24 protein-coding genes and 1 riboswitch are annotated in these 19,344 nt (G+C 34.6%); of the genes, 18 read left to right on the plus strand and 6 right to left on the minus strand.

From position 1 onward, the window contains the following. From Q0F04_RS08230 to galE, 5 genes are all read left to right on the plus strand, one after another. Window positions 1–630 (plus strand): HAD family phosphatase (locus tag Q0F04_RS08230; protein WP_295752200.1); only part of this gene is annotated, 630 nt, incomplete at its 5' end. 318 nt (window positions 631–948) lie between these two features. Beyond that, window positions 949–2,412, plus strand: coding sequence for a UDP-glucose--hexose-1-phosphate uridylyltransferase (locus Q0F04_RS08235; protein ID WP_295752203.1), 1,464 nt, complete (start codon window positions 949–951; stop codon window positions 2,410–2,412). Next, window positions 2,406–3,419: an aldose epimerase family protein gene (locus tag Q0F04_RS08240; protein WP_295752206.1), complete on the plus strand. Its 1,014-nt coding sequence runs from the start codon at window positions 2,406–2,408 to the stop codon at window positions 3,417–3,419. Before Q0F04_RS08235 ends, Q0F04_RS08240 begins: the two co-directional genes overlap by 7 nt. After that, on the plus strand, window positions 3,416–4,696 hold the full coding sequence (locus Q0F04_RS08245) for a galactokinase family protein (RefSeq protein WP_295752209.1): 1,281 nt from the start codon (window positions 3,416–3,418) through the stop codon (window positions 4,694–4,696). The genes Q0F04_RS08240 and Q0F04_RS08245 overlap by 4 nt, the downstream gene beginning before the upstream one ends. Beyond that, the gene (gene galE, locus Q0F04_RS08250) at window positions 4,696–5,700 is read left to right on the plus strand and encodes a UDP-glucose 4-epimerase GalE (RefSeq protein WP_295752211.1); all 1,005 of its coding nucleotides are present in this window, start codon (window positions 4,696–4,698) and stop codon (window positions 5,698–5,700) included. The genes Q0F04_RS08245 and galE overlap by 1 nt, the downstream gene beginning before the upstream one ends. A 31-nt stretch (window positions 5,701–5,731) precedes the next feature. On the opposite strand, the gene Q0F04_RS08255 is transcribed toward galE, so the two are convergent. Together Q0F04_RS08255 and Q0F04_RS08260 are read right to left on the minus strand one after the other, a co-directional pair. After that, entirely contained in the window at window positions 5,732–6,226 is a 495-nt protein-coding gene (locus tag Q0F04_RS08255) for a metallophosphoesterase family protein (RefSeq protein ID WP_295752214.1), read from the minus strand. After that, window positions 6,214–7,089, minus strand: a complete 876-nt coding sequence (locus Q0F04_RS08260; protein ID WP_295752216.1) for a beta-1,6-N-acetylglucosaminyltransferase — start codon at window positions 7,087–7,089, stop codon at window positions 6,214–6,216. The genes Q0F04_RS08255 and Q0F04_RS08260 overlap by 13 nt, the downstream gene beginning before the upstream one ends. A 57-nt stretch (window positions 7,090–7,146) precedes the next feature. Between Q0F04_RS08260 and hflX the strand changes: the two genes are divergently transcribed. Further along, window positions 7,147–8,373, plus strand: coding sequence for a GTPase HflX (gene hflX / locus Q0F04_RS08265; RefSeq protein WP_295752219.1), 1,227 nt, complete (start codon window positions 7,147–7,149; stop codon window positions 8,371–8,373). Between the two features lie 16 nt (window positions 8,374–8,389). Here hflX and Q0F04_RS08270 read toward each other — a convergent pair whose 3' ends face one another. From Q0F04_RS08270 to deoC, 4 genes are read right to left on the minus strand one after another with little or no spacing between them, the layout of a single operon-like run. Beyond that, window positions 8,390–8,806, minus strand: a complete 417-nt coding sequence (locus Q0F04_RS08270; protein WP_295752222.1) for a C-GCAxxG-C-C family (seleno)protein — start codon at window positions 8,804–8,806, stop codon at window positions 8,390–8,392. 22 nt (window positions 8,807–8,828) lie between these two features. After that, the gene (locus tag Q0F04_RS08275) at window positions 8,829–9,701 is read right to left on the minus strand and encodes a sugar nucleotide-binding protein (RefSeq protein ID WP_295752225.1); all 873 of its coding nucleotides are present in this window, start codon (window positions 9,699–9,701) and stop codon (window positions 8,829–8,831) included. Between the two features lie 2 nt (window positions 9,702–9,703). Then, the gene (locus Q0F04_RS08280) at window positions 9,704–10,621 is read right to left on the minus strand and encodes a type I phosphomannose isomerase catalytic subunit (RefSeq protein ID WP_295752228.1); all 918 of its coding nucleotides are present in this window, start codon (window positions 10,619–10,621) and stop codon (window positions 9,704–9,706) included. A gap of 1 nt (window position 10,622) precedes the next feature. After that, window positions 10,623–11,297 carry a deoxyribose-phosphate aldolase gene (gene deoC, locus Q0F04_RS08285; protein WP_295752230.1) on the minus strand — a complete coding sequence of 225 codons (675 nt, stop codon included), beginning with the start codon at window positions 11,295–11,297 and terminating at the stop codon, window positions 10,623–10,625. Window positions 11,298–11,420: 123 nt separating this feature from the next. On the opposite strand from deoC, the gene Q0F04_RS08290 reads away from it, so the two are divergent. The 12 genes from Q0F04_RS08290 (at window position 11,421) to Q0F04_RS08345 (ending at window position 18,983) form a co-directional block, all read left to right on the plus strand. Next, the gene (locus Q0F04_RS08290; RefSeq protein WP_295752232.1) at window positions 11,421–12,005 is read left to right on the plus strand and encodes a GNAT family N-acetyltransferase; all 585 of its coding nucleotides are present in this window, start codon (window positions 11,421–11,423) and stop codon (window positions 12,003–12,005) included. Window positions 12,006–12,029: 24 nt separating this feature from the next. Further along, window positions 12,030–13,109, plus strand: a complete 1,080-nt coding sequence (locus tag Q0F04_RS08295) for a PDDEXK nuclease domain-containing protein (RefSeq protein WP_295752235.1) — start codon at window positions 12,030–12,032, stop codon at window positions 13,107–13,109. Between the two features lie 60 nt (window positions 13,110–13,169). Next, window positions 13,170–13,376 (plus strand): hypothetical protein, encoded by a 207-nt coding sequence (locus Q0F04_RS08300; protein WP_295752237.1) that lies wholly within the window; start codon window positions 13,170–13,172, stop codon window positions 13,374–13,376. Beyond that, window positions 13,373–14,269 (plus strand): haloacid dehalogenase-like hydrolase, encoded by an 897-nt coding sequence (locus tag Q0F04_RS08305; protein ID WP_295752240.1) that lies wholly within the window; start codon window positions 13,373–13,375, stop codon window positions 14,267–14,269. The genes Q0F04_RS08300 and Q0F04_RS08305 overlap by 4 nt, the downstream gene beginning before the upstream one ends. Before the next feature lies 1 nt (window position 14,270). After that, the gene (locus Q0F04_RS08310; protein ID WP_295752242.1) at window positions 14,271–14,582 is read left to right on the plus strand and encodes a PTS sugar transporter subunit IIB; all 312 of its coding nucleotides are present in this window, start codon (window positions 14,271–14,273) and stop codon (window positions 14,580–14,582) included. Between the two features lie 48 nt (window positions 14,583–14,630). Further along, window positions 14,631–15,056, plus strand: a complete 426-nt coding sequence (locus tag Q0F04_RS08315) for an N-acetyltransferase (RefSeq protein ID WP_295752244.1) — start codon at window positions 14,631–14,633, stop codon at window positions 15,054–15,056. A gap of 201 nt (window positions 15,057–15,257) precedes the next feature. Next, window positions 15,258–15,692, plus strand: a complete 435-nt coding sequence (locus tag Q0F04_RS08320; RefSeq protein WP_295752247.1) for an Rrf2 family transcriptional regulator — start codon at window positions 15,258–15,260, stop codon at window positions 15,690–15,692. A 181-nt stretch (window positions 15,693–15,873) separates the two neighbouring features. Next, the gene (locus Q0F04_RS08325) at window positions 15,874–16,269 is read left to right on the plus strand and encodes a pyridoxamine 5'-phosphate oxidase family protein (RefSeq protein WP_295752250.1); all 396 of its coding nucleotides are present in this window, start codon (window positions 15,874–15,876) and stop codon (window positions 16,267–16,269) included. Between the two features lie 12 nt (window positions 16,270–16,281). Then, window positions 16,282–16,393, plus strand: a riboswitch (FMN riboswitch). A gap of 74 nt (window positions 16,394–16,467) precedes the next feature. After that, window positions 16,468–17,091, plus strand: coding sequence for an ECF transporter S component (locus tag Q0F04_RS08330; RefSeq protein WP_295752253.1), 624 nt, complete (start codon window positions 16,468–16,470; stop codon window positions 17,089–17,091). Further along, window positions 17,088–17,696: a 4Fe-4S binding protein gene (locus Q0F04_RS08335; protein WP_295752255.1), complete on the plus strand. Its 609-nt coding sequence runs from the start codon at window positions 17,088–17,090 to the stop codon at window positions 17,694–17,696. Before Q0F04_RS08330 ends, Q0F04_RS08335 begins: the two co-directional genes overlap by 4 nt. A 405-nt stretch (window positions 17,697–18,101) precedes the next feature. Beyond that, entirely contained in the window at window positions 18,102–18,542 is a 441-nt protein-coding gene (locus Q0F04_RS08340; RefSeq protein ID WP_295752256.1) for a GNAT family N-acetyltransferase, read from the plus strand. Window positions 18,543–18,590: 48 nt separating this feature from the next. Next, on the plus strand, window positions 18,591–18,983 hold the full coding sequence (locus tag Q0F04_RS08345; RefSeq protein WP_295752257.1) for a TIGR04076 family protein: 393 nt from the start codon (window positions 18,591–18,593) through the stop codon (window positions 18,981–18,983). The last annotated feature ends 361 nt before the right edge of the window (window positions 18,984–19,344 follow it).

Below are 19,344 nucleotides of genomic sequence, written 5' to 3' on the forward strand. Positions count from 1 at the left end.
GATTTTAATGGAACATTGTTTTTTGACAATCCAAAACATATTTTGGCATGGTCAAAAATATCACAAGATATTCGTCATCATGGAATTGATGAAGAAGAACTTCATGAACATATTAATGGTGTACCAAACAATAAAGTTGTTGAATATATGTTTGGTGGAACGTGTGATCCATCCGAAATGGAAAAATATTCGCAGTTAAAAGAAGAATATTATCGCCAATTTTGTAAAGAGGATCAGGCAACATTTCATTTAGTAAAGGGAGCTAAAGAATATTTTGATTATTTAAAAGAATCAAATATTCCATTCACAATCGCATCTGCATCTATCAAGCCAAATATTGATTTCTTTGTCGAATCGTTTCATCTGGATAAATGGATTGAGCCATCTAGGATTGTCTATGATGATGGAACGTATGAAAACAAGATTGCAATGTTTAAAAAGGCAGCTCATAATATTGGAGTGGATATTCAAGATTGTTTGATTATCGAAGATAGTATTAGTGGAATCTCAAGTGCCTATAAAGCAGGATGTCATAATATTGTCGTTGTGGATTCTGCCAATAAAAAAGAAGAATACGAAAAGCTTCCTGGAGTTGTACAAGTGATTGATTCTTTTGAAAATTTTAAATAAGAGCCATTCATACCAGAATGGCTTTTTGTATAAATAAAACATCAAATAAACAAAAACAAACAAGTAATCATTGTTTGAAACCTAAATCTAACATCTGTGTTTAAATTATGTTTGAATATGTTGACACAGATAAAGAAAACGCTTACACTAAAACTGAATGGGCAAATCTTAAATTTATAACCATATCTGCATAATATTGATGATGGGCCGTATATAAATAAATGAATAATTGATCATTATTTTTGTGGATAGTGTAGCAGGGAAAGGGATTTGGCTGTAATAAAAATGATTGATTTTGTTTATATGGAAGGAGAAATAATGAACACAAAAATTAACCAATTGTTAGAGTATGCTTTAAAAAATGGAATGATCGAGAAATACGATTATGATTATTCTGCAAATTTATTGATTGACCTATTTGGCATCAATGAATTTAAAAAAGAAGTAGTAGAAGACTGTTCTATCTATGAGATTTTAGACTTTATGTTGGATTATGCAGTTGAAAAAGGCATGATTCAAGATACTGTAACAGAAAAAGATCTACTAGATACGCGTATTATGAATTGTGTAATGCCTAGACCAAGTGAAGTTGTGAATATATTTAATGATTTATATTCTTCTGATCCTAAAAGTGCAACAGATTACTTTTATAAGTTAAGTATTGATTCAAACTATATTCGTAAATCAAGAATTGATAAGAATATTAGCTTTGAACATTTCTGTAAGTATGGCGATATTCAGATCACAATCAACTTGTCTAAACCAGAAAAGGATCCTAAGGAAATCGCAAAGGCAAAAAATGCCGTAAGTACTTCATATCCTGCATGTTTATTATGCAAAGAAAATGTTGGCTTTGCCGGAAACTTAAATCATCCCGCAAGACAAACACATCGTATTATTCCATTAGATTTAAATGGACATACATACAATTTACAGTATTCACCATATGTATACTACAATGAGCACTGTATCGTATTTAATAGTGACCATACTCCAATGAAGATGAATCGTACTACATTTGAGAATTTATTCGCATTTATTGATAAATTCCCACACTATATGATTGGAAGCAATGCAGATCTTCCTATCGTTGGTGGATCCATCTTAAGTCATGACCACTACCAAGGTGGAAGACATCATTTCCCAATGGAAGACGCAAAAGTTGTTAAGAGTTATACATATAAGGATGTACAAGTAGATATGCTTTACTGGCCATTATCTACACTTCGATTAACATCTGAATCGAAAGAAAACGTATTGGATCTAGCTACTAAAATCTTTGAAACATGGTGTACATACAGTGATGAAGGTTTGGATATTATCGCTAATGAAGATGGTGTTCGTCACAATACAGTAACGCCAATTGTAAGAAAGAAAGATGGCAAATATCAAATGGATGTAGTTTTACGAAATAATCGTACTACAGAAGAATATCCATTAGGTATCTTCCATCCTCACTCAGAACATCACCATATCAAAAAAGAAAATATTGGTTTGATTGAAGTGATGGGATTGGCAATTTTGCCAGCACGATTAAAAACAGAGTTGGAACAAATTAAATTATGTTTATCTGGAAAAGCAGATTTTGATTCTTATCCAGAACTTGAAAAACATAAAGACTGGTATGCACACCTAAAAACATGCTCTTATACAAATATTGATACATTCATGGAAATGGAAGTCACAAAGAAATTTGTATGTGTATTAGAGAATGCAGGTGTATTTAAAATGGACGATGAAGGGATGGACGGATTTAGCCGTTTTGTGGAGACATTATGGTAGAAGTAAAAGAAAGATTAGAAAATGGAATTGATGTTTTATCGATTTCCAATTCACACTTAACTGTAGAAGTCACAAATTTTGGTTGTACACTTTTAAAAATTGTAACGAAAGATAAGAATGGTCAAGATTGTGATTGTATTTTAGGATTTGAACATGTTGAAGATTATCAAAAACGAGATGGCACTTATTTAAATGCTTTAGTAGGACGAGTTTGTAATCGTATTGAAAAAGGAACATTCACAATTAATGGCACAGAATATCATGTACCTATCAATAATGGTCCTAACTCACTACATGGAGGCATTGAGGGATTCTCTTATAAAGTATTTGATTATTCTTTGATTGAAGATGGTGTTAAATTCCACTATGTATCAAAAGATGGAGAAGAAGGCTATCCAGGAACTTTAGATTTCTATGCGATCTATTGGTTGGATGGAGCAAGTCTTCATATTCAATATAGTGGAGTTAGCGACAAGGATACGTTGATCAATATCACAAACCATGGCTATTTCAATTTAAATGGACATGCATCGAATATTGATGATCATACGTTACAAATTTCAGCATCTAAATTTGGCTGTGTGGATCCAGATGGATTATATACAGGTGAATTAAAAGATGTGAAGGATACGGCATTTGATTTTAATGCAGAAAGAAGAATTGGAGATTCTATTCATGCAGATGATGAACAATTAATTAGTGCAAGAGGTTATGATCATCCATATGTATTTGATACAAAAGAAAATCAAGTGTGTTTATATAGCCCACTAAGTGGCATTGAATTAAAAGTATCGACTACATATCCAACGGCACAAATCTATAGTGCCAACTACTTAGATGGACAAACAGATAAATATGGTAAGATCATGCATCCACAAGATGGATTGTGTATTGAAACAAGCTATATTGCCGATTCGATTCATAAGGAAGAGAATCCAAAAGTTTTATTAAAAGCAGGACAAGTATTTGAAGAAGAAACAACATATACATTTGAGGTAAGAAAATGAAAACAACAGAAATTAAAGAACAAGTATTAACAGGAAAATATGATGTATTAATTGAAGATCTATATGCAGATCCAAGTTTATTAGACTATCAAAAACAACGTTATGCTGCTGCATTAGATAAATACCAAACTTTATTTGGAGATGATGAAGTTAGTATTTACAGTGCTGCTGGAAGAAGTGAAATCTCAGGAAATCACACAGACCACCAACATGGTTGTGTACTTGCAGGATCTATCAACTTAGATGCGATTGGAATTGTATCTAAACAGGATAATGTAATTAAAGTAATCTCTGATGAATTTGATATTCAGCCAATTGATTTGAATGATTTAGATAAAAAAGAAAATGAACTAGGAACAAGTGAAGCTTTGATTCGTGGTGTAGTTTCTAAATTAAAAGAATTAGGTTATAACGTAGGTGGATTTACTGCCTTCATTACGAGTGATGTGTTGATGGGAGCAGGACTTTCTAGTTCAGCTGCATTTGAAACAATCATCGGTACAATTATTGATGGACTATACAATGATATGAAGATTGATATGGTCACAATTGCCAAAGTGGGTCAATATGCAGAAAATGTATACTTTGGTAAACCATGTGGATTGATGGATCAATGTGCATGTGCAGTTGGAGGATTGATTTCTATCGATTTTAAAGATACTTCAAATCCAATCGTAAATAGCGTAAATGTAGATTTCTCAAAATATGATCACAGCTTATGTATTGTAGATACTAAAGGAAGTCATGCCGATTTAACAGATGCCTATGGTGCTGTACCTACAGAAATGAAAGAGGTAGCTCACTATTTTGGTAAGGAAGTTCTTCGTGAAGTCGATGAAGATGAGTTCTACTCAAATATTGCGAGCTTAAGAACAGCTTTAAATAATGATCGTGCCATCTTAAGAGCGATTCATTTCTTTAATGAAAATAGACGTGTCAATACAATCGTAGAAAGATTGAATAAGGATGATTTTGAAGGTTTTAAAACATTGATTCAAGAATCAGGAAACTCAAGTTACAAGTTCCTTCAAAACGTATATGCAGACTTTGACTATAAGAACCAGGCTGTATCTTTAGGTTTAGCTATGTCTGAAATGATTTTAAAAGATCATGGTGTATGTCGAGTTCATGGTGGAGGTTTTGCCGGAACGATTCAAGCCTTTGTTGAAAATAGTTATGTAGAAACATATAAAGAAGAAATTGAAAAAGTATTTGGAAAGGGAAGCTGCCACATCTTAAAAGTAAGAAAACTAGGTGGCTGCAAGGTTATTGACTAATGAATATTTTAGTAACTGGTGGAACCGGATATATTGGTAGTCATATTTGTGTTGAATTATTAGAAAGTGGTTATGACGTTGTCGTAATTGATGATTTCTCTAATTCAAAACCAGATGTTTTGGATTCCATTTATAAGATCACTGGAAAACATGTTAAGTTTTATGAATTTAATGTCTTAGATGAGGAAAAGACAGAGGCTGTATTTGCAGAAAATAAATTGGATGCGGTTATTCATTGTGCAGCTTTTAAAGCGGTTGGTGAAAGTGTTCAAAAGCCAATTGAGTATTATACAAATAACCTAATGACAACATTGATTGTTGCCAAGATGATGAAAAAATATCATGTGCCTAGTATTGTATTTAGTTCAAGTGCAACGGTTTATGGAGATCCTGAAGTGGTTCCTTTAACAGAGGATTGCAAGCTTGGTGAAACAACCAATCCATATGGTTCGACTAAGGCGATGATGGAAAGAATTTTAAAGGATGTGCAGTTCGCCAATCCTGAAATGAGTGTAACATTACTTCGTTATTTCAATCCAATTGGAGCGCATGAGTCTGGCTTGATTGGTGAAAATCCTAAGGGAATCCCAAATAACTTGATGCCTTATATTATGAAGGTTGCGACTGGAGAACTTCCAGAACTTGGTGTATTTGGAGATGATTATGATACGCCAGATGGAACGGGTGTTCGTGACTATATTCATGTGGTCGATTTAGCGAAGGGTCATGTATTGGCAATTGAAAAATACAATACACCAGGTGTACATATTTGTAACTTGGGAACAGGCCACGGCTATAGTGTATTAGATATTGTACATGCCTTTGAAAGAGTGAATGGTATCAAGATTCCGTATGTCATCAAACCTAGACGTCCGGGTGATATTGCGACTTGTTATGCAGATCCAACAAGAGCTAAAGAACAACTTGGTTGGGTAGCTGAAAAGAATCTAGATGATATGTGTAGAGATACATGGAATTTCGCAAAACAATTTATTAATAAATAAAAGAAAACAGGCAGCCATTGATTTGGCTGCCTTAATTAATGAAGCATTGATATTGTTTCAAGAAAGTTTCTACATTAATTCGAACTACTTTATATGTGACTTTCTTATCGATTGTTAGAATGATATACGATCCATGCCAGTCATCTCTAGGAAGTGTAATGGATCCAGGATTAAGAATCAGACAATTGTTGTAGATTTGTTCTTTGACTAAATGTGTATGTCCATAAAGATAGATATCGGGATGATGTTGATCGATATCTCTTTTTATTTCATCTAAACCTTCATCTCCATGTGAGAAATGGATGCGTTTGTCTAAAACAGTTAATCTTTGGCGTATTGGTAAATCTAATGTATCATTGTTTCCTTTGACACATATAAAGCCATTTAAGTCATTGATATTTGTGGTTTGTGAATCTCCCAAATGAATAAATTTCACATCTTCTTTATAGAGTGAAGAATAGATGTGATATATAATTTTTAGAATATCCACATTTCCATGATTATCTGAAACAATTACGATTCGCATGTGTAGGCATCAAAATAGTCTTCATAAACTTGAAGATTATCTTCACTATGAGCTAGAGCTGCAAAATAAGTAGAGTCATGGATTGCGTCTAATTCCACATTTTCCATTGGCTTTTGAAGTTTGTATTCTCCATCTTTTCCGGTTGCCCAAATGTTTTCATTATGATGATCTACATTTGAGAATTTGTGTAACATTGTCGCAATGGCCATTTCTTCTGGATATAAACACATTTTAAATGTATTTGAACAATAGGCTAGATTATCGGCCAAAACTTCAGCACTTTCATGTGTAAGTACAAACCAAGGATAGCTGATATAGATTGTGTCTTCAATTTCACGTTTTTTAAAGGAATGAACAAGACTGGATGTCATTTTGTTCATAGCACGAATGGTTTTTGATTTTTGGAAATCATAAGAGTTTGTAAAGAAGGCATAGTTTTCAAATCTTTTCTTAACTTCTTCATTATCATCTGAATTATCTACTTCATAATAGATATCTTCATCTTCATGTGCTTCTAAATATTCGATAAGTTTCGCTTTAGATTTTGTCGGGATCATACCATCTGTCATTGTGATGAATCGATCATAAGTAAAGGATCCATCTTCTTTTTCATATTCTAAAGCATCTTTCATCAATACGATAAATCCTCTAGGTAATGACATATCGGCTGGAAGGGCTGTTTGTTGGTGATGGGCAACATGTAACTGTGGTGTATCGCAATAGGATAGAATCAAATCATCACGTAAATCATCATCGTTTACCATGATATAAACATCGTCTCCTTGATTGATTAATATATCTAGATTTTCTGTGATTTCTTCAAAATTATTTTTCATATAGTGCATTAAATAAGCAATTTTCATGTAAATTCACCTCATGAAATATTATAACATTTTAGCATCGTATGATAAAATACATTTATGGAAAAAGCAATATTGATTGGTGTACAGACATACACAAGCCATTCTTTTGAAGAGAGAATGGAAGAAATGAAAGAATTAGCTCTAGCGTGTGATATTGATATTTGTATGAGTGTATCACAGAATCTGGAGCATCCGCATAAAAAGTATTATATGAATCCTGGTAAGATTGAAGAGGTGAAACGTATTCTCGAAGACAAAGAATGTAGTATGGTTCTTGTATTAGAAGCCATTTCGCCTTCGGTACAAAGAAATTTATCGGACTTTTTTGATTGTGAAGTCATGGATAAGAGTGCTTTGATTCTAGAAATCTTTGCGTCTCGTGCAAAGACAAAGGAGAGTATGCTTCAGGTGGAGTGTGCAAGACTAAAATATTTATTACCAAGACTTCAAGGAAGCTATAAACATATGGATAGACAGCGTGGTGGTTCTAGAAACAAGGGAACAGGAGAAAAGAAGATTGAACTGGATGCACGAAGAATTGAGGGTAAGATTCATTTTGTCGAAAAAGAATTGGATAAGATCCATACGCAAAGAAGTGTGCAGCGTAATCAGCGTAAAAAGGGCATGATCAAAAGTGTAGCACTTACAGGGTATACGAATGCTGGTAAATCGAGTATTATGAATGGGTTTGTGAATGAAGAAAAGTCGGTATTTGAAAAGGATATGTTGTTTGCGACTTTGACAACTTCAACACGTCAAATTGAAACAGAGAATCATAATGTATTTACTTTAAGTGATACAGTTGGATTTATTAGTGATTTACCACATAGTTTAGTGCAGGCCTTTCATTCTACACTTGAAGAAGCGGTGGTTTCGGATTTGATTTTAAAAGTCGTGGATATTTCAAATGAACATAAGGACAGCAAACTTCAGGTGTGTGAAGAAACATTAAAAGAGATTGGTTGTGAGAAAGTTCCATATTTGTATGTCTACAATAAGTGTGATCAGACAAATATTGAATATCCAAAACGAGTAGAGGATCGTATTTATATTTGTGCCAAAGAAAAATCGAGTATTGAATTTTTAAAGCAGGAAATTGAAAAAGAATTATTTCATATGGAAACTTTGCATGTTGTGATTCCTTATGAAAAGGTCAGTGTACTTGACTATATTCATACCAATGGTAAGGTGCATAAGCAGGAATATAAAGAGGATGGAATCGAAGTTGATTTTAGTATTCAACAAGATTTGATTCATCGAGTAGATCGGTTATTACGAATATAAGAAAAGAGGAAGAATCCTATAATAGGTGTTCTTCCTCAATTGTTTTTTCTAGGGCTTTTGCCGCTAATAAACAAGTGTTCATACATTTGATGTTTGGATCTGTACTGTGATGTACTGGTTTAATGTGGGCACAATCTAGACTGCCTAATAGTTCTTTAAAGTTGCGTGTATGTTTTTGAATTAACGGTCTTAATTCTGGTAACATTTCGTGTGCTTTTGTCTTACAAACCATTTTTGATAGGGCAGCAACCGATCCGACTAATGCACCGCATGTACTTCCAATAAACATGCCGCCACCAAATCCAGCCATCATTTTCATGTCTTCTTCTGAAATATCTAATTGATAGGTTTCATTGCAGACATGAAGTAGTGTTTCTGAACAGTTGTATCCGTTTTGGTAATATTTTTTAACGTTTTCCTCAAGTATAGTCATAAATAGCCTCCTATAGACTATTCTAACTTTTCTTCCATCCAAAATCCATTAAAATTTCATTTACGTCTTCTTCAAATGTCGCAAAATGAATTCCAAGACTTTCTAGTTTTTCACTATCTAAACGATAATCTCTGAATCGATCTTGGTAGCGTTCGTTGTTTGGTAAAATGATTTCTTCAATGAGTTCATCACTTGCACCTAAAGCTTTAGCTACATATTTTGCGGATTCATATGTAGTCATAGTGTTTTTGGATGCCACATGATAAATGCCTGGTTCAAGTTCTGTGATCTTATCAAATTGAGTAGCTAGATGCTTGGCATAGGTCATACCGCGTTTTTCATTCACAGTAAATAATGTTGGAGTATGGCTAATTAGAGCATTCATGACATTTTTTATAATGCTTGGACTTGCCTTAATACCTGGATAGCTTAGTCCCATCATCCATGTAAAGCGTAAGATGATCGCATCATCCAATTGGTTTTGAATCAATTCTTCACATTCAATTTTATTTTGTCCATATACAGTCACAGCACTTAATGGTTCGTCTTCTTTAAAGGGACCACGATTTTCTTTTCCGTTGAAGGCTTGTTCAGTGGAACAGAAAATCAATTTAGCGCCTTTTTCTTTACAACAATCAATGATAGCTTGTGTACTTTCGACATTGATTTTATGAACTAAATCGGGATGTTCATTACAGAATGCAGTTGTCGCATTGGCGGCTGTGTGAAAACAAATGTCAAAATCTTGAGATGCTACAAATCTTTTTACGTCTTCAGGATTTGTAAGGTCTGCATCCTTTCTTGTCATGCAGATCCAGTTGAAGTTATCTTTTTGATGAGCTCTTACTAAACTTGCGATATAGCCGTTGGCTCCGGTAACTAAAATTGTCTTCATAATTAGTCCTTTCTAGGGTTTGACACTAATAGGTGTGCTCCTTGTTTGATTGTGATCTTCTGAGATGCGAATGGTACAAATAGACTGTCATATTGTGGTAGTACAATTTCTTCGTTGTTCCATACGATTGTACAATCTGCATCAATGTTGGATAGAATCATGTAGTGTTCTTTACATGTTAAGTCGATGTCTGTATCTGCATAGACTTCGTCTACGGTAAAGTTAGGACAATCTCCAATTCGGTGTGTTTCATGTTTTTGTGGAACAAAAGTAGGTTTTAAATTGAAGTCTGTGACATCAAATGATTCTTTGACATGTAAAGGACGTGTTTTTCCATCTTTTCCTTTACGGTTGTAGTCATAGAAACGATAGGTTGTGTTCGAGTTTGTACCTACTTCTAAAGCTAAGATGTCTTTTCCTAAGGCATGAAGCATACCACTAGGAATGATGATGTAGTCTCCTTTATGAACTTCGACTTTATTTAGATATTTTTCAACATCATTGTTCATTAATGCATTTTTGATTTCATCTGCATCATTGATTGTTGTTCCGGCAACTAGAGTAGCGCCTGGTTTGGCATCTAGAATATACCAGCTTTCATATTTTCCATAATCATTTGAATGTTCTAGGGCATAGTCATCTTCAGGATGAACTTGAATGCTTAAAGCATCTTTTGTGTCTAGATAAGCCAATCGTAATGTTTCATGAAGCGTATAGCCTTTTCCTAATATTTCGTCTGGATTTTCTTGGATGACATCCATTAATGTTTTGTTGGTTCCAACAATTTTGTTTGAACCATAAGGGTGGGCACTGACTTCCCACCAAGTTCCATAGTCTTCATCGATACCTCTAGCTTTAGAGATATGATTGGTTCCCCAAATTGTATAATCAGGAATAGGTTCTAAAAGAAATGGTTTCATGTTATTTTGCCTCGGCTTCAAATTCTTCTAAGATTTTTAGTGATGAGCTTGTTCCAATTCTTTGGGCACCTGCATCGATCATGGCTTTGCATGTTGCCCAGTCACGAATGCCTCCAGCTGCTTTGACTTTGACTTGTCCTTCTACGGTTTCAACCATTAATTTAACATCTTCTAAAGTGGCTCCGCCAGTTCCAAAGCCTGTGCTTGTTTTAATGAAGTCCGGTTTTACTTCTTTGGCAATTAATGCAACTTGTTTGATTTCATCTTTTTCTAAGTAGCAATTTTCAAAGATGACTTTTGAAATAACGTTGTGTTCTCTACAAATCGAAACAATGCTTTCCATTTCTTCTTTAATGTAGTCCCAGTGGTGCATTTTAGCTTGTCCAATATCAATGACATAATCGATTTCGTCAGCTCCATCTTCAATCGCAATTTTTGTTTCGGCAATTTTAGATGCTAGACCAGCTTGTCCTAAAGGAAAGCTGATGGCAGCTCCTACATGTACGTTTGTTCCTTTTAATTGTTCTTTACAGAATTTTGTCCAAGTTGTATTGATCGCAACCATAGCTGCACCGATTTCTTTTGCTTCCTTACATAATTTAGTAAGATCAGCTTCAGTGGCATATGGTTTTAAGAATGTGTGGTCAAAATAATTTGCGAGTTGTGTTTTGTTCATAATTTTCTACCTCTCTTTTTTACGGTTTCATTCTAGAACGGAAAAAAAGAGAAGTCAAGTAAATGTTATAACATTTAAAATGTGCTAGATTATGTTATACTTATTCTAGAAATGGAGAATGACATGACAGTATTAGATACAAGTATTCCTTATGAAAAAGTATTGATGGTGATGGCTAGAAAGACCATTCGTAAAGAGATTGAATTAAATCCGGAATTTCATTATGTTGAATTTGATGAATCTTTAAAAGAAGCTTGGTGCAAGCTACAAACAGAGGTTTGTTTATTTGAAAATCTATATGAGGCAAGAAAGAAATGGGATAGTATGGTGACAAGAGATAAGGATTTCTTTTCTAAGCATTTCTTATTTGTCGCAAATGAAAAGGATGAATTAGTTGGTAGTGCTGGACTTTGGTATGGCAATGACTTTGAAGAGAGTAGACTTCGCGTTCATTATGTAGCTGTTGGCTTATCGGCTCAACATAAAAAGATTGCGCAGGCTATGCTGACTAAACTATGCATGATGTATGACTTGATTCCTAGCAAGTATCCATTGTATTTGGCAACACAATCTCAAAGTTATGGTGCTATCAAGTTATATTCAAGGCTTGGCTTTACACCTTATTTAGGTGCTTATAAGGGTTGTACAGAACAAAAGAGTAAGAATGCGTGGCAAAATGTCACAGAGATTTTGCGTTGCAAAGCTTAATTGATAAATCAGAAGGGATTATATATGAGTGAATTGATTAAGTTAGACAATGAATATAAAGAGTGGATCGTCGGGATATCCACTGATTTTAGGAGAAGCCAAATCAGGGCTTCTATGAAGATAAATGATGAGATGCTAAGATTTTATTGGAAGCTTGGTAAAGATATTTCGTCTATGAGTGAACAGTTCGGGTATGGAACAAGATTCTATAAAACTGTGAGTGATGATTTAAAATCCATTTTGCCAGATGTGAAATCATTTTCTCCAACAAATTTGAAATATATGAGATATTTTTATGAGATGTATCCTGACGCAATGATTGGTCCTCAGGTTGAGGATAAATTGATTACAGATGCAAATTGTCCCCGAGTTGGGGATGATTTACAAATCATTTTTAGAATTCCATGGGGACATAACAAAGTAATACTTGATAAATGCAAGGGGGATTTTGCAAAGGCATTGTTTTATGTTAGAAAGACTATTGAAAACAATTGGTCAAGAGATGTTTTGCTAAACTTCTTAGGGACGGATTTGTATGAACGCCAGGGTAAAGCAATAACTAACTTTTCGAATACACTTCCAATCGAGCAGAGCGATTTAGCGCAAGCAATTACGAAGGATCCATATAATTTTGATTTTTTGACTTTGCGTGAAAGGTATGATGAAAAAGAACTAAAGATTGCGCTTATAGATAAAGTTAATAATTTTCTTATGGAATTAGGAACTGGCTTTGCTTATATGGGTAAGGAAGTGAGAATTGAGGTAGGAGATACTGAAAAATTCATAGACATGCTATTTTACAATACGCAAAGACATTGCTATGTTGTTGTAGAAATAAAGACAGGAAAATTTGATTCTTCTTATGCAGGTCAATTGGGAACTTATGTTGTGGCTGTTAATCATCAGATGAAAACAGAAGCTGATAACCCTACTTTGGGACTATTGATTTGTAAAGATATGGATAAAATAGAAGCCCAATATGCATTAGAATCTACTAGCCAGCCACTTGGTATTTCTAGTTATGAATTATCTAAACTTATACCAGAAGAGTTCAGAGGTAGTATGCCTACCATTGAAGAAATTGAGGCTGAATTAAATGAATAACTTTTAGTTTAATAGATTAAAGGTATTAGTATAAGTTCTTAAAAAAAGCTTGCGCAGGCTATGCTGACTAAACTATGCATGATGTATGACTTGATTCCTAGCAAGTATCCATTGTATTTGGCAACACAATCTCAAAGTTATGGTGCCATCAAATTATATTCAAGGCTTGGTTTTACACCTTATTTAGGTGCTTATAAGGGTTGTACAGAACAAAAGAGTAAGAATGCGTGGCAAAATGTCACGGAGATTTTGAGGAGTAAGTTATGAAGAGATTGATTAGTGCAAATGCTTCAGAAATTCTAAGTATGAATGCACAAGAATTAAAACAAAGTATTAAGGCAAGTGAGGGGCGTGTCATCTTGTCTGAAAATGTAGCGCCAAGAGAAAGTTTTATTGGAGATATCACTAATGCGGAGATTGCCAGAGCTTTTGGGGCGGATATGATTTTGTTGAATTGTTTAGATGTTTTAAATCCATACATCTTTGGTTTGAAACATGATAAAGATAACTTTGTAGATGAACTACATCGTTTAGTAGGACGTCCAGTCGGAGTCAATTTAGAGCCAGTAGATTTGGATGCTGAAATGTTAGAGGATCGTTTAGATATCGCGAAGGGTCGTCAGTTAAATTTAGAAACAGTGAAGCGTTTAGATGAAGTTGGCTTTGACTTTGTATGTCTAACTGGTAATCCAGGTACGGGTGTAACGAATGAACAAATCGAAAAAGCTATCTCATTCACAAAAGAGAATTTCTCTGGATTGATTATTGCGGGTAAAATGCATGGTGCAGGATCGGATGAGCCAGTGGCAGATTTAGAAATCGCAAAACGTTTTGTAAAGGCAGGGGCGGATGTGATCTTAGTTCCCGCTGTAGGAACAGTTCCTGGATTTGGCATGGATGAATTAAAAGCTGTTTGTAAAGAAGTGCATTCTTGTGGTGGTTTAGTTCTTTCTGCGATTGGTACAAGTCAAGAAGGTTCGGATACAGATACAATTAAGGATATCGCTATCATGAATAAGATTTGTGGTGTTGATATTCAGCATATTGGAGATGCAGGATATGGTGGAGTGGCTCCAGTTGAAAATATTATGGCTATTAGTAAAGCTGTAAGAGGAGTGCGTCATACCGTATCTATGATGGCTCGTTCAATTAATCGTTAATATGGCACAAAAAGTAATTTTATTAGCTTGTGCGGCAGGCATGAGCACGAGTCTTTTAGTAACGAAAATGCAGGAGGTGTCAAAGAAGGATAAGATCTTTGCGATTCCTGTATCGAAAGTGGATCAAAAAGTAAATGAGGAGCACATTGATGTTATTTTGATGGGTCCTCAAATTCGTTACATGGAAAAAAGAATCAAAGAAAAAATGGCAGTAAAACACATTCCAGTTGGAGTCATACCGATGGAAGATTATGGTCGTATGGATGGTGCCAAAGTATTAAAGTATGCATACGCATTGATGAACAAGGACTGAGAAATCAGTCCTTGTTGTATAATTTGAGGTTGTAGGAGATCAATCATTATGATTAGAGAATTACAAAAAGCAGATATAAATAGGGTTGCAGATATATGGTTGGACACGAATGTGACAGCACATTATTTTATTTCTTCACAATATTGGCAAAATAATTTTGAATTAGTGAAGGAATTGCTGCTGCAGGCAACTGTTTATGTTTATGAAAAGAATCAAGAAATACAGGGATTTGTAGGGCTAAACGATGAATATATTGAGGGTATTTTTGTTTCGAATGAAATGCGATCGCATGGCATAGGAAAAGCTCTTCTAAATTATGCAAAAAATGAACGAAACAAATTATTTTTGAATGTATATCAAAAGAATGTACGGGCAATAGCTTTTTATCAAAGAGAAGGATTTGAGATTCAGAATAGTGGTTTTGATGAAGCTACCAAAGAAAAAGAGTATGTAATGACATGGAAACGGAAATAGTAGCTAACTATATATGGGTGGAAGAATTTATCGTGTAGGACTGATGGTTTTTGACTTAGATAGTTCTGATGCTTATTACAGAGATATGCTTAGGCTTAAATTTCAGGGAACAAATGTTTAAACTCGATTTTTAATGATAATGTAACCATTGAATTTACATCTATTTTTTGATATGATTACTCTCAAATAGAGGTGTTAATAATGCAGATTTCCAGCCGATTTACAATGGCAATTCATATGTTTGCTTGTATAGATACATTTTCAGACCAGAAGATGACCAGTGACTTTATGGCGGCCAGTATTGGAACCAATCCTGTGATTGTCCGTAAAATATTGCGACAGTTAAAGGCTGCCGGTCTTATTGAAGTTGCAAGAGGGACTGGCGGTGTAACAATTACCAGACCATTGGAACAGATAACATTCCTTGATGTGTATAAAGCAGTGGAATGTGCACCAGATGAAGAATTGTTTCATTTTCATGAGAATCCCAATCAGAAATGTCCGGTAGGAAAGAATATTCACCATGTTCTTGATATGAGATTGTTAGAGGTGCAGAGGGCAATGGAGGAAAAACTTTCAGAAATGACACTTGCTGATGTAAAAAGAGACATTGCAGTATATATAGACAAAGAGTAGCAGACAGAAGGCTTTGGATCACGATATCCGAAGCCTTTTTTTCTTGGCATAATTAATTTACGACTGTAAAAAAAAGTTGCAAAAATCAGATGTAACCATTGACATTACAACAAAGGAATGTTATAGTGTGATTGTAAGATGTAACAAGTGATGTTACAACAAATATAGGAGGTAATTTAAAATGCAGAAAGTAGTAGAATTTTTACAGAAAAATCCAGTTCAGTATTTAGCAACAGTTGGAACAGATGGTAAGGCAAAATGTCGTCCATTCATGTTCTGCTTTGAACAAGATGGAAAGCTTTGGTTCTGTACCAACAACACAAAGGACGTATATAAAGATATGCAGGAAAATCCTGAGGTAGAAGTCTCAGTATCATCACCTGAATACGCTTGGATTCGTCTTCATGGTAAAGCCGTATTTGAGAACAACATGAGCGTAAAGGAAGGATGTATGAATAACCCTATCGTTAAGGGACAGTACCAGACAGCGGATAATCCTATTTTTGAGGTATTCTATCTTGAAAATCCTCATGGTGTAATCGCTGATTTCTCTGGAAATCCACCATATGAATTCTAATAACAGATAAATTACAGTCTTCGGGGCAAGGTGTAATTCCTGACCGGCAGTATAGTCTGCAAGCAAAAGCTGATATGGTGTAATTCCATAACCGACGGTAAAGTCCGGATGAGAGAAGATATGATAAAGCAAGTCCCGTAGGAAATCCCGTCCTGCGGGTTGTTTTAAATTCAGGCATATCGTACAAAAAGGAGATTTATGAGTAACAATACAACAACTAATATAAAAAGAGGAAATCTGGTTTCTACAAGGACAATAACAATGACGGCTCTATTAGCAGCTATGTCATATGTGTTGGCATTTTTGGAGTTTCCGGTTCCTTTGAGTCCATCGTTTGCACGAATGGATCTGTCTGATTTACCTGCATTGATTGGAGCATTTGCGTTTGGACCGATAATCGGTGTGATGATTGAATTGATAAAAAATATATTACAACTTGTATCAACATCAACAGGAGGAATTGGTGAACTTGCCAATTTCTTGATGGGGGCATCCTATGTGTTGACTGCTGGTTTTATATACAAATATAAAAAGACTAAGAAAATGGCGATGTGGGCATGTGTCATATCAAGTGTTGTTATGGGAATAGTAGCAGCAATTGTAAATTATTTTATACTTTTGCCGTTGTTTGAAATGTTTATGCCATTGGAACAGTTGATTGCATCGTTTGGTGAGTTTGTGCCTTTTATCAAGACCAAGCTAGACGTTGTGCTATTCAATGCATTGCCATTTAATATTTTAAAAGGATTAATAATTGGAGCAATTGCCATGTTGATATATAAAAAACTTACGTGGATACTGAAAGGAGAGACTGTGAAATGACAAAAATGGATTATCTTAATATTCTGGTGAATGAAATTCATTCAACTACAGTTGCTACAATAGGTTCAGACGGACATCCTCAGACAAGAATCATAGATATGATGTACTATGATGAAGAAGGTGTGTATTTTCTTACCGCAACGGGAAAAGCATTTTATGAGCAGTTAATGGAACAGCAGTATGTGGCAATATCTGCGACAAAAGACAAGATTGCGGTGTCTTTGCGTGGAAAAATAAAGAATATCAAAAAAAAGAATCTTGATATTATGTTTGAAAAAAATCCATATATGAAGAAAATCTATCCTGGAGATACGAAAGATGCAATTGAAGTGTTTCAGCTATATGAGGCGCAGGGAGAGTATTTTGATATCAGTAATCCATCAAATATTGTGAGGGATACTATAACAATCGGGAAAGCAGAAGTTGTTCAGACAGGATATTATGTTGGAAAGGAATGTATTGGATGTAAACTGTGTTATTCAGTATGTCCACAAAAGTGCATAGATATATCTTCTATTCCAGTATCAATCAATCAAAATCATTGTCTTCATTGTGGAAGATGTGCAGAAATCTGTCCAAGACAGTGTATTGAGAAAAGAAATTAATTATAATCTTTAAGAAAATGGGCATGTTGATTGGAAAAAATTTGTGCAGTACTCTAAAAAGATGTATATTAAGATTAGATTGAAAAGGTAACAGAATAAATAAGAAATGCAAACTGTATCATAATTGGAGTGGGAGTCGGTGTATCGACGGCTACTTTATAATGGTTTGTGGTATTAAGTGGCTTTCATCTTCATAGCTTGTGATGGAGATGAAAGCCACTTTTTGTATTGTATAATGCGTATTATAAATGTATAAATATATGTAGAAAAAGTTCGGATTTGATATCATGCCTAGACTTAGAATGAATAATGTTTAAAATAATCACTTTTCTTGTTTTGAGGAGAGGTTAGTAGATATCCTATACGAAAGATTTAGATAATCTGGAATTTATGGAGGAAACACTTATGTGCAAAGACATACAGATTAAGGAAGAGCGACTATCTTCAATTGAATATATTGAATTTTTAAAGCGTACGGATCTAGGATCACAGTATCCGAAGGAACGGTTCGAAAAAAGGATAGCAAAGCTGGTTAATCATGTATCAATTAGTCTTGTTGCAAGAAACAAGGATAATCAAATTGTTGGCGTCTTATTTGGATTGACTGACTATGCCTATTGGCTTTATATAACTGATTTAGGTGTAGACAGAGACTATTTACACCAGGGAATCGGTACGGAATTGATAAAAACAGCACATTCTTTAGCAGGCGGTAAAAAGGATATTGCTGTATATTTGGTTGCGAATAAAAATGCCATTGCATTTTACGAAAAATTGGGAATGAAAAAAGCGAATGATGTGATGGAATATGACCACATTGAATGGACAGCGTTTACTGTAGAGTAATTAACGTAATGTAATAAATAAATCAGAATTTTTTAGGGGGAAAAGATAATGAAACATAAAGTAAAAGTAACAGTTTTAGACAAAAAGTTATATCCTGAATTGCAACAGCAATACTGTGCAGATCCTGCTTCTGGTGCCTGTCCTTGTTATAATGTGGGCGATGAGTTCGTTTTTTACCGTGACGATGAGCGGGATGACTTTTGGCATATGGGGTTGAACACATTGGTTAAAACAAACGGCAACAAGGATACTATTGCTGGTGGTCCGAAAATGCCGTTTTGCTCGGAAGCATGGGATGCTATTTCACGTTATATTTACACTGGCTTACAAGGCGGCTCCATTATGAAATGCTGGATGAAAAACGAAAATGAAATGATTACCTGCTGCTCAGATGGTACACGTCCGGTAATCTTCAAAATCGAGCGAGTTGATTACGAATAAGATATTGATAACTTCAAGTTTATCGCACTGTATATAAAAAAGATCCGTTAACTTTCTAATCCCGGAAGAAAGCTTACGGATTTTTTGTGTTTCTTGACGAGCAAACAGGGTGTATGCTGATTGCACATTGAATATAAGAATTTACTAGCAGGAAGTTTCAATCCGCTGATTATTCATATATACTTTATTCAGAAATATAAATCGGAATTTGTGAGTTTTTGAATTCAACACAAAATCCTCTTTGTGTTGTTCAATTTTCCTCCCGTTGATAATATCATAGAGTCATCAAATAAAGGAGGCAATGAGCCATGAATACAGATAAAATTTATGCAGAACAGCTCGCTAACGAGTATGCACCAAA

Source organism: uncultured Holdemanella sp., assembly GCF_934772795.1.
Classification (GTDB): Bacteria; Bacillota_I; Bacilli_A; order Erysipelotrichales; family Erysipelotrichaceae; genus Holdemanella.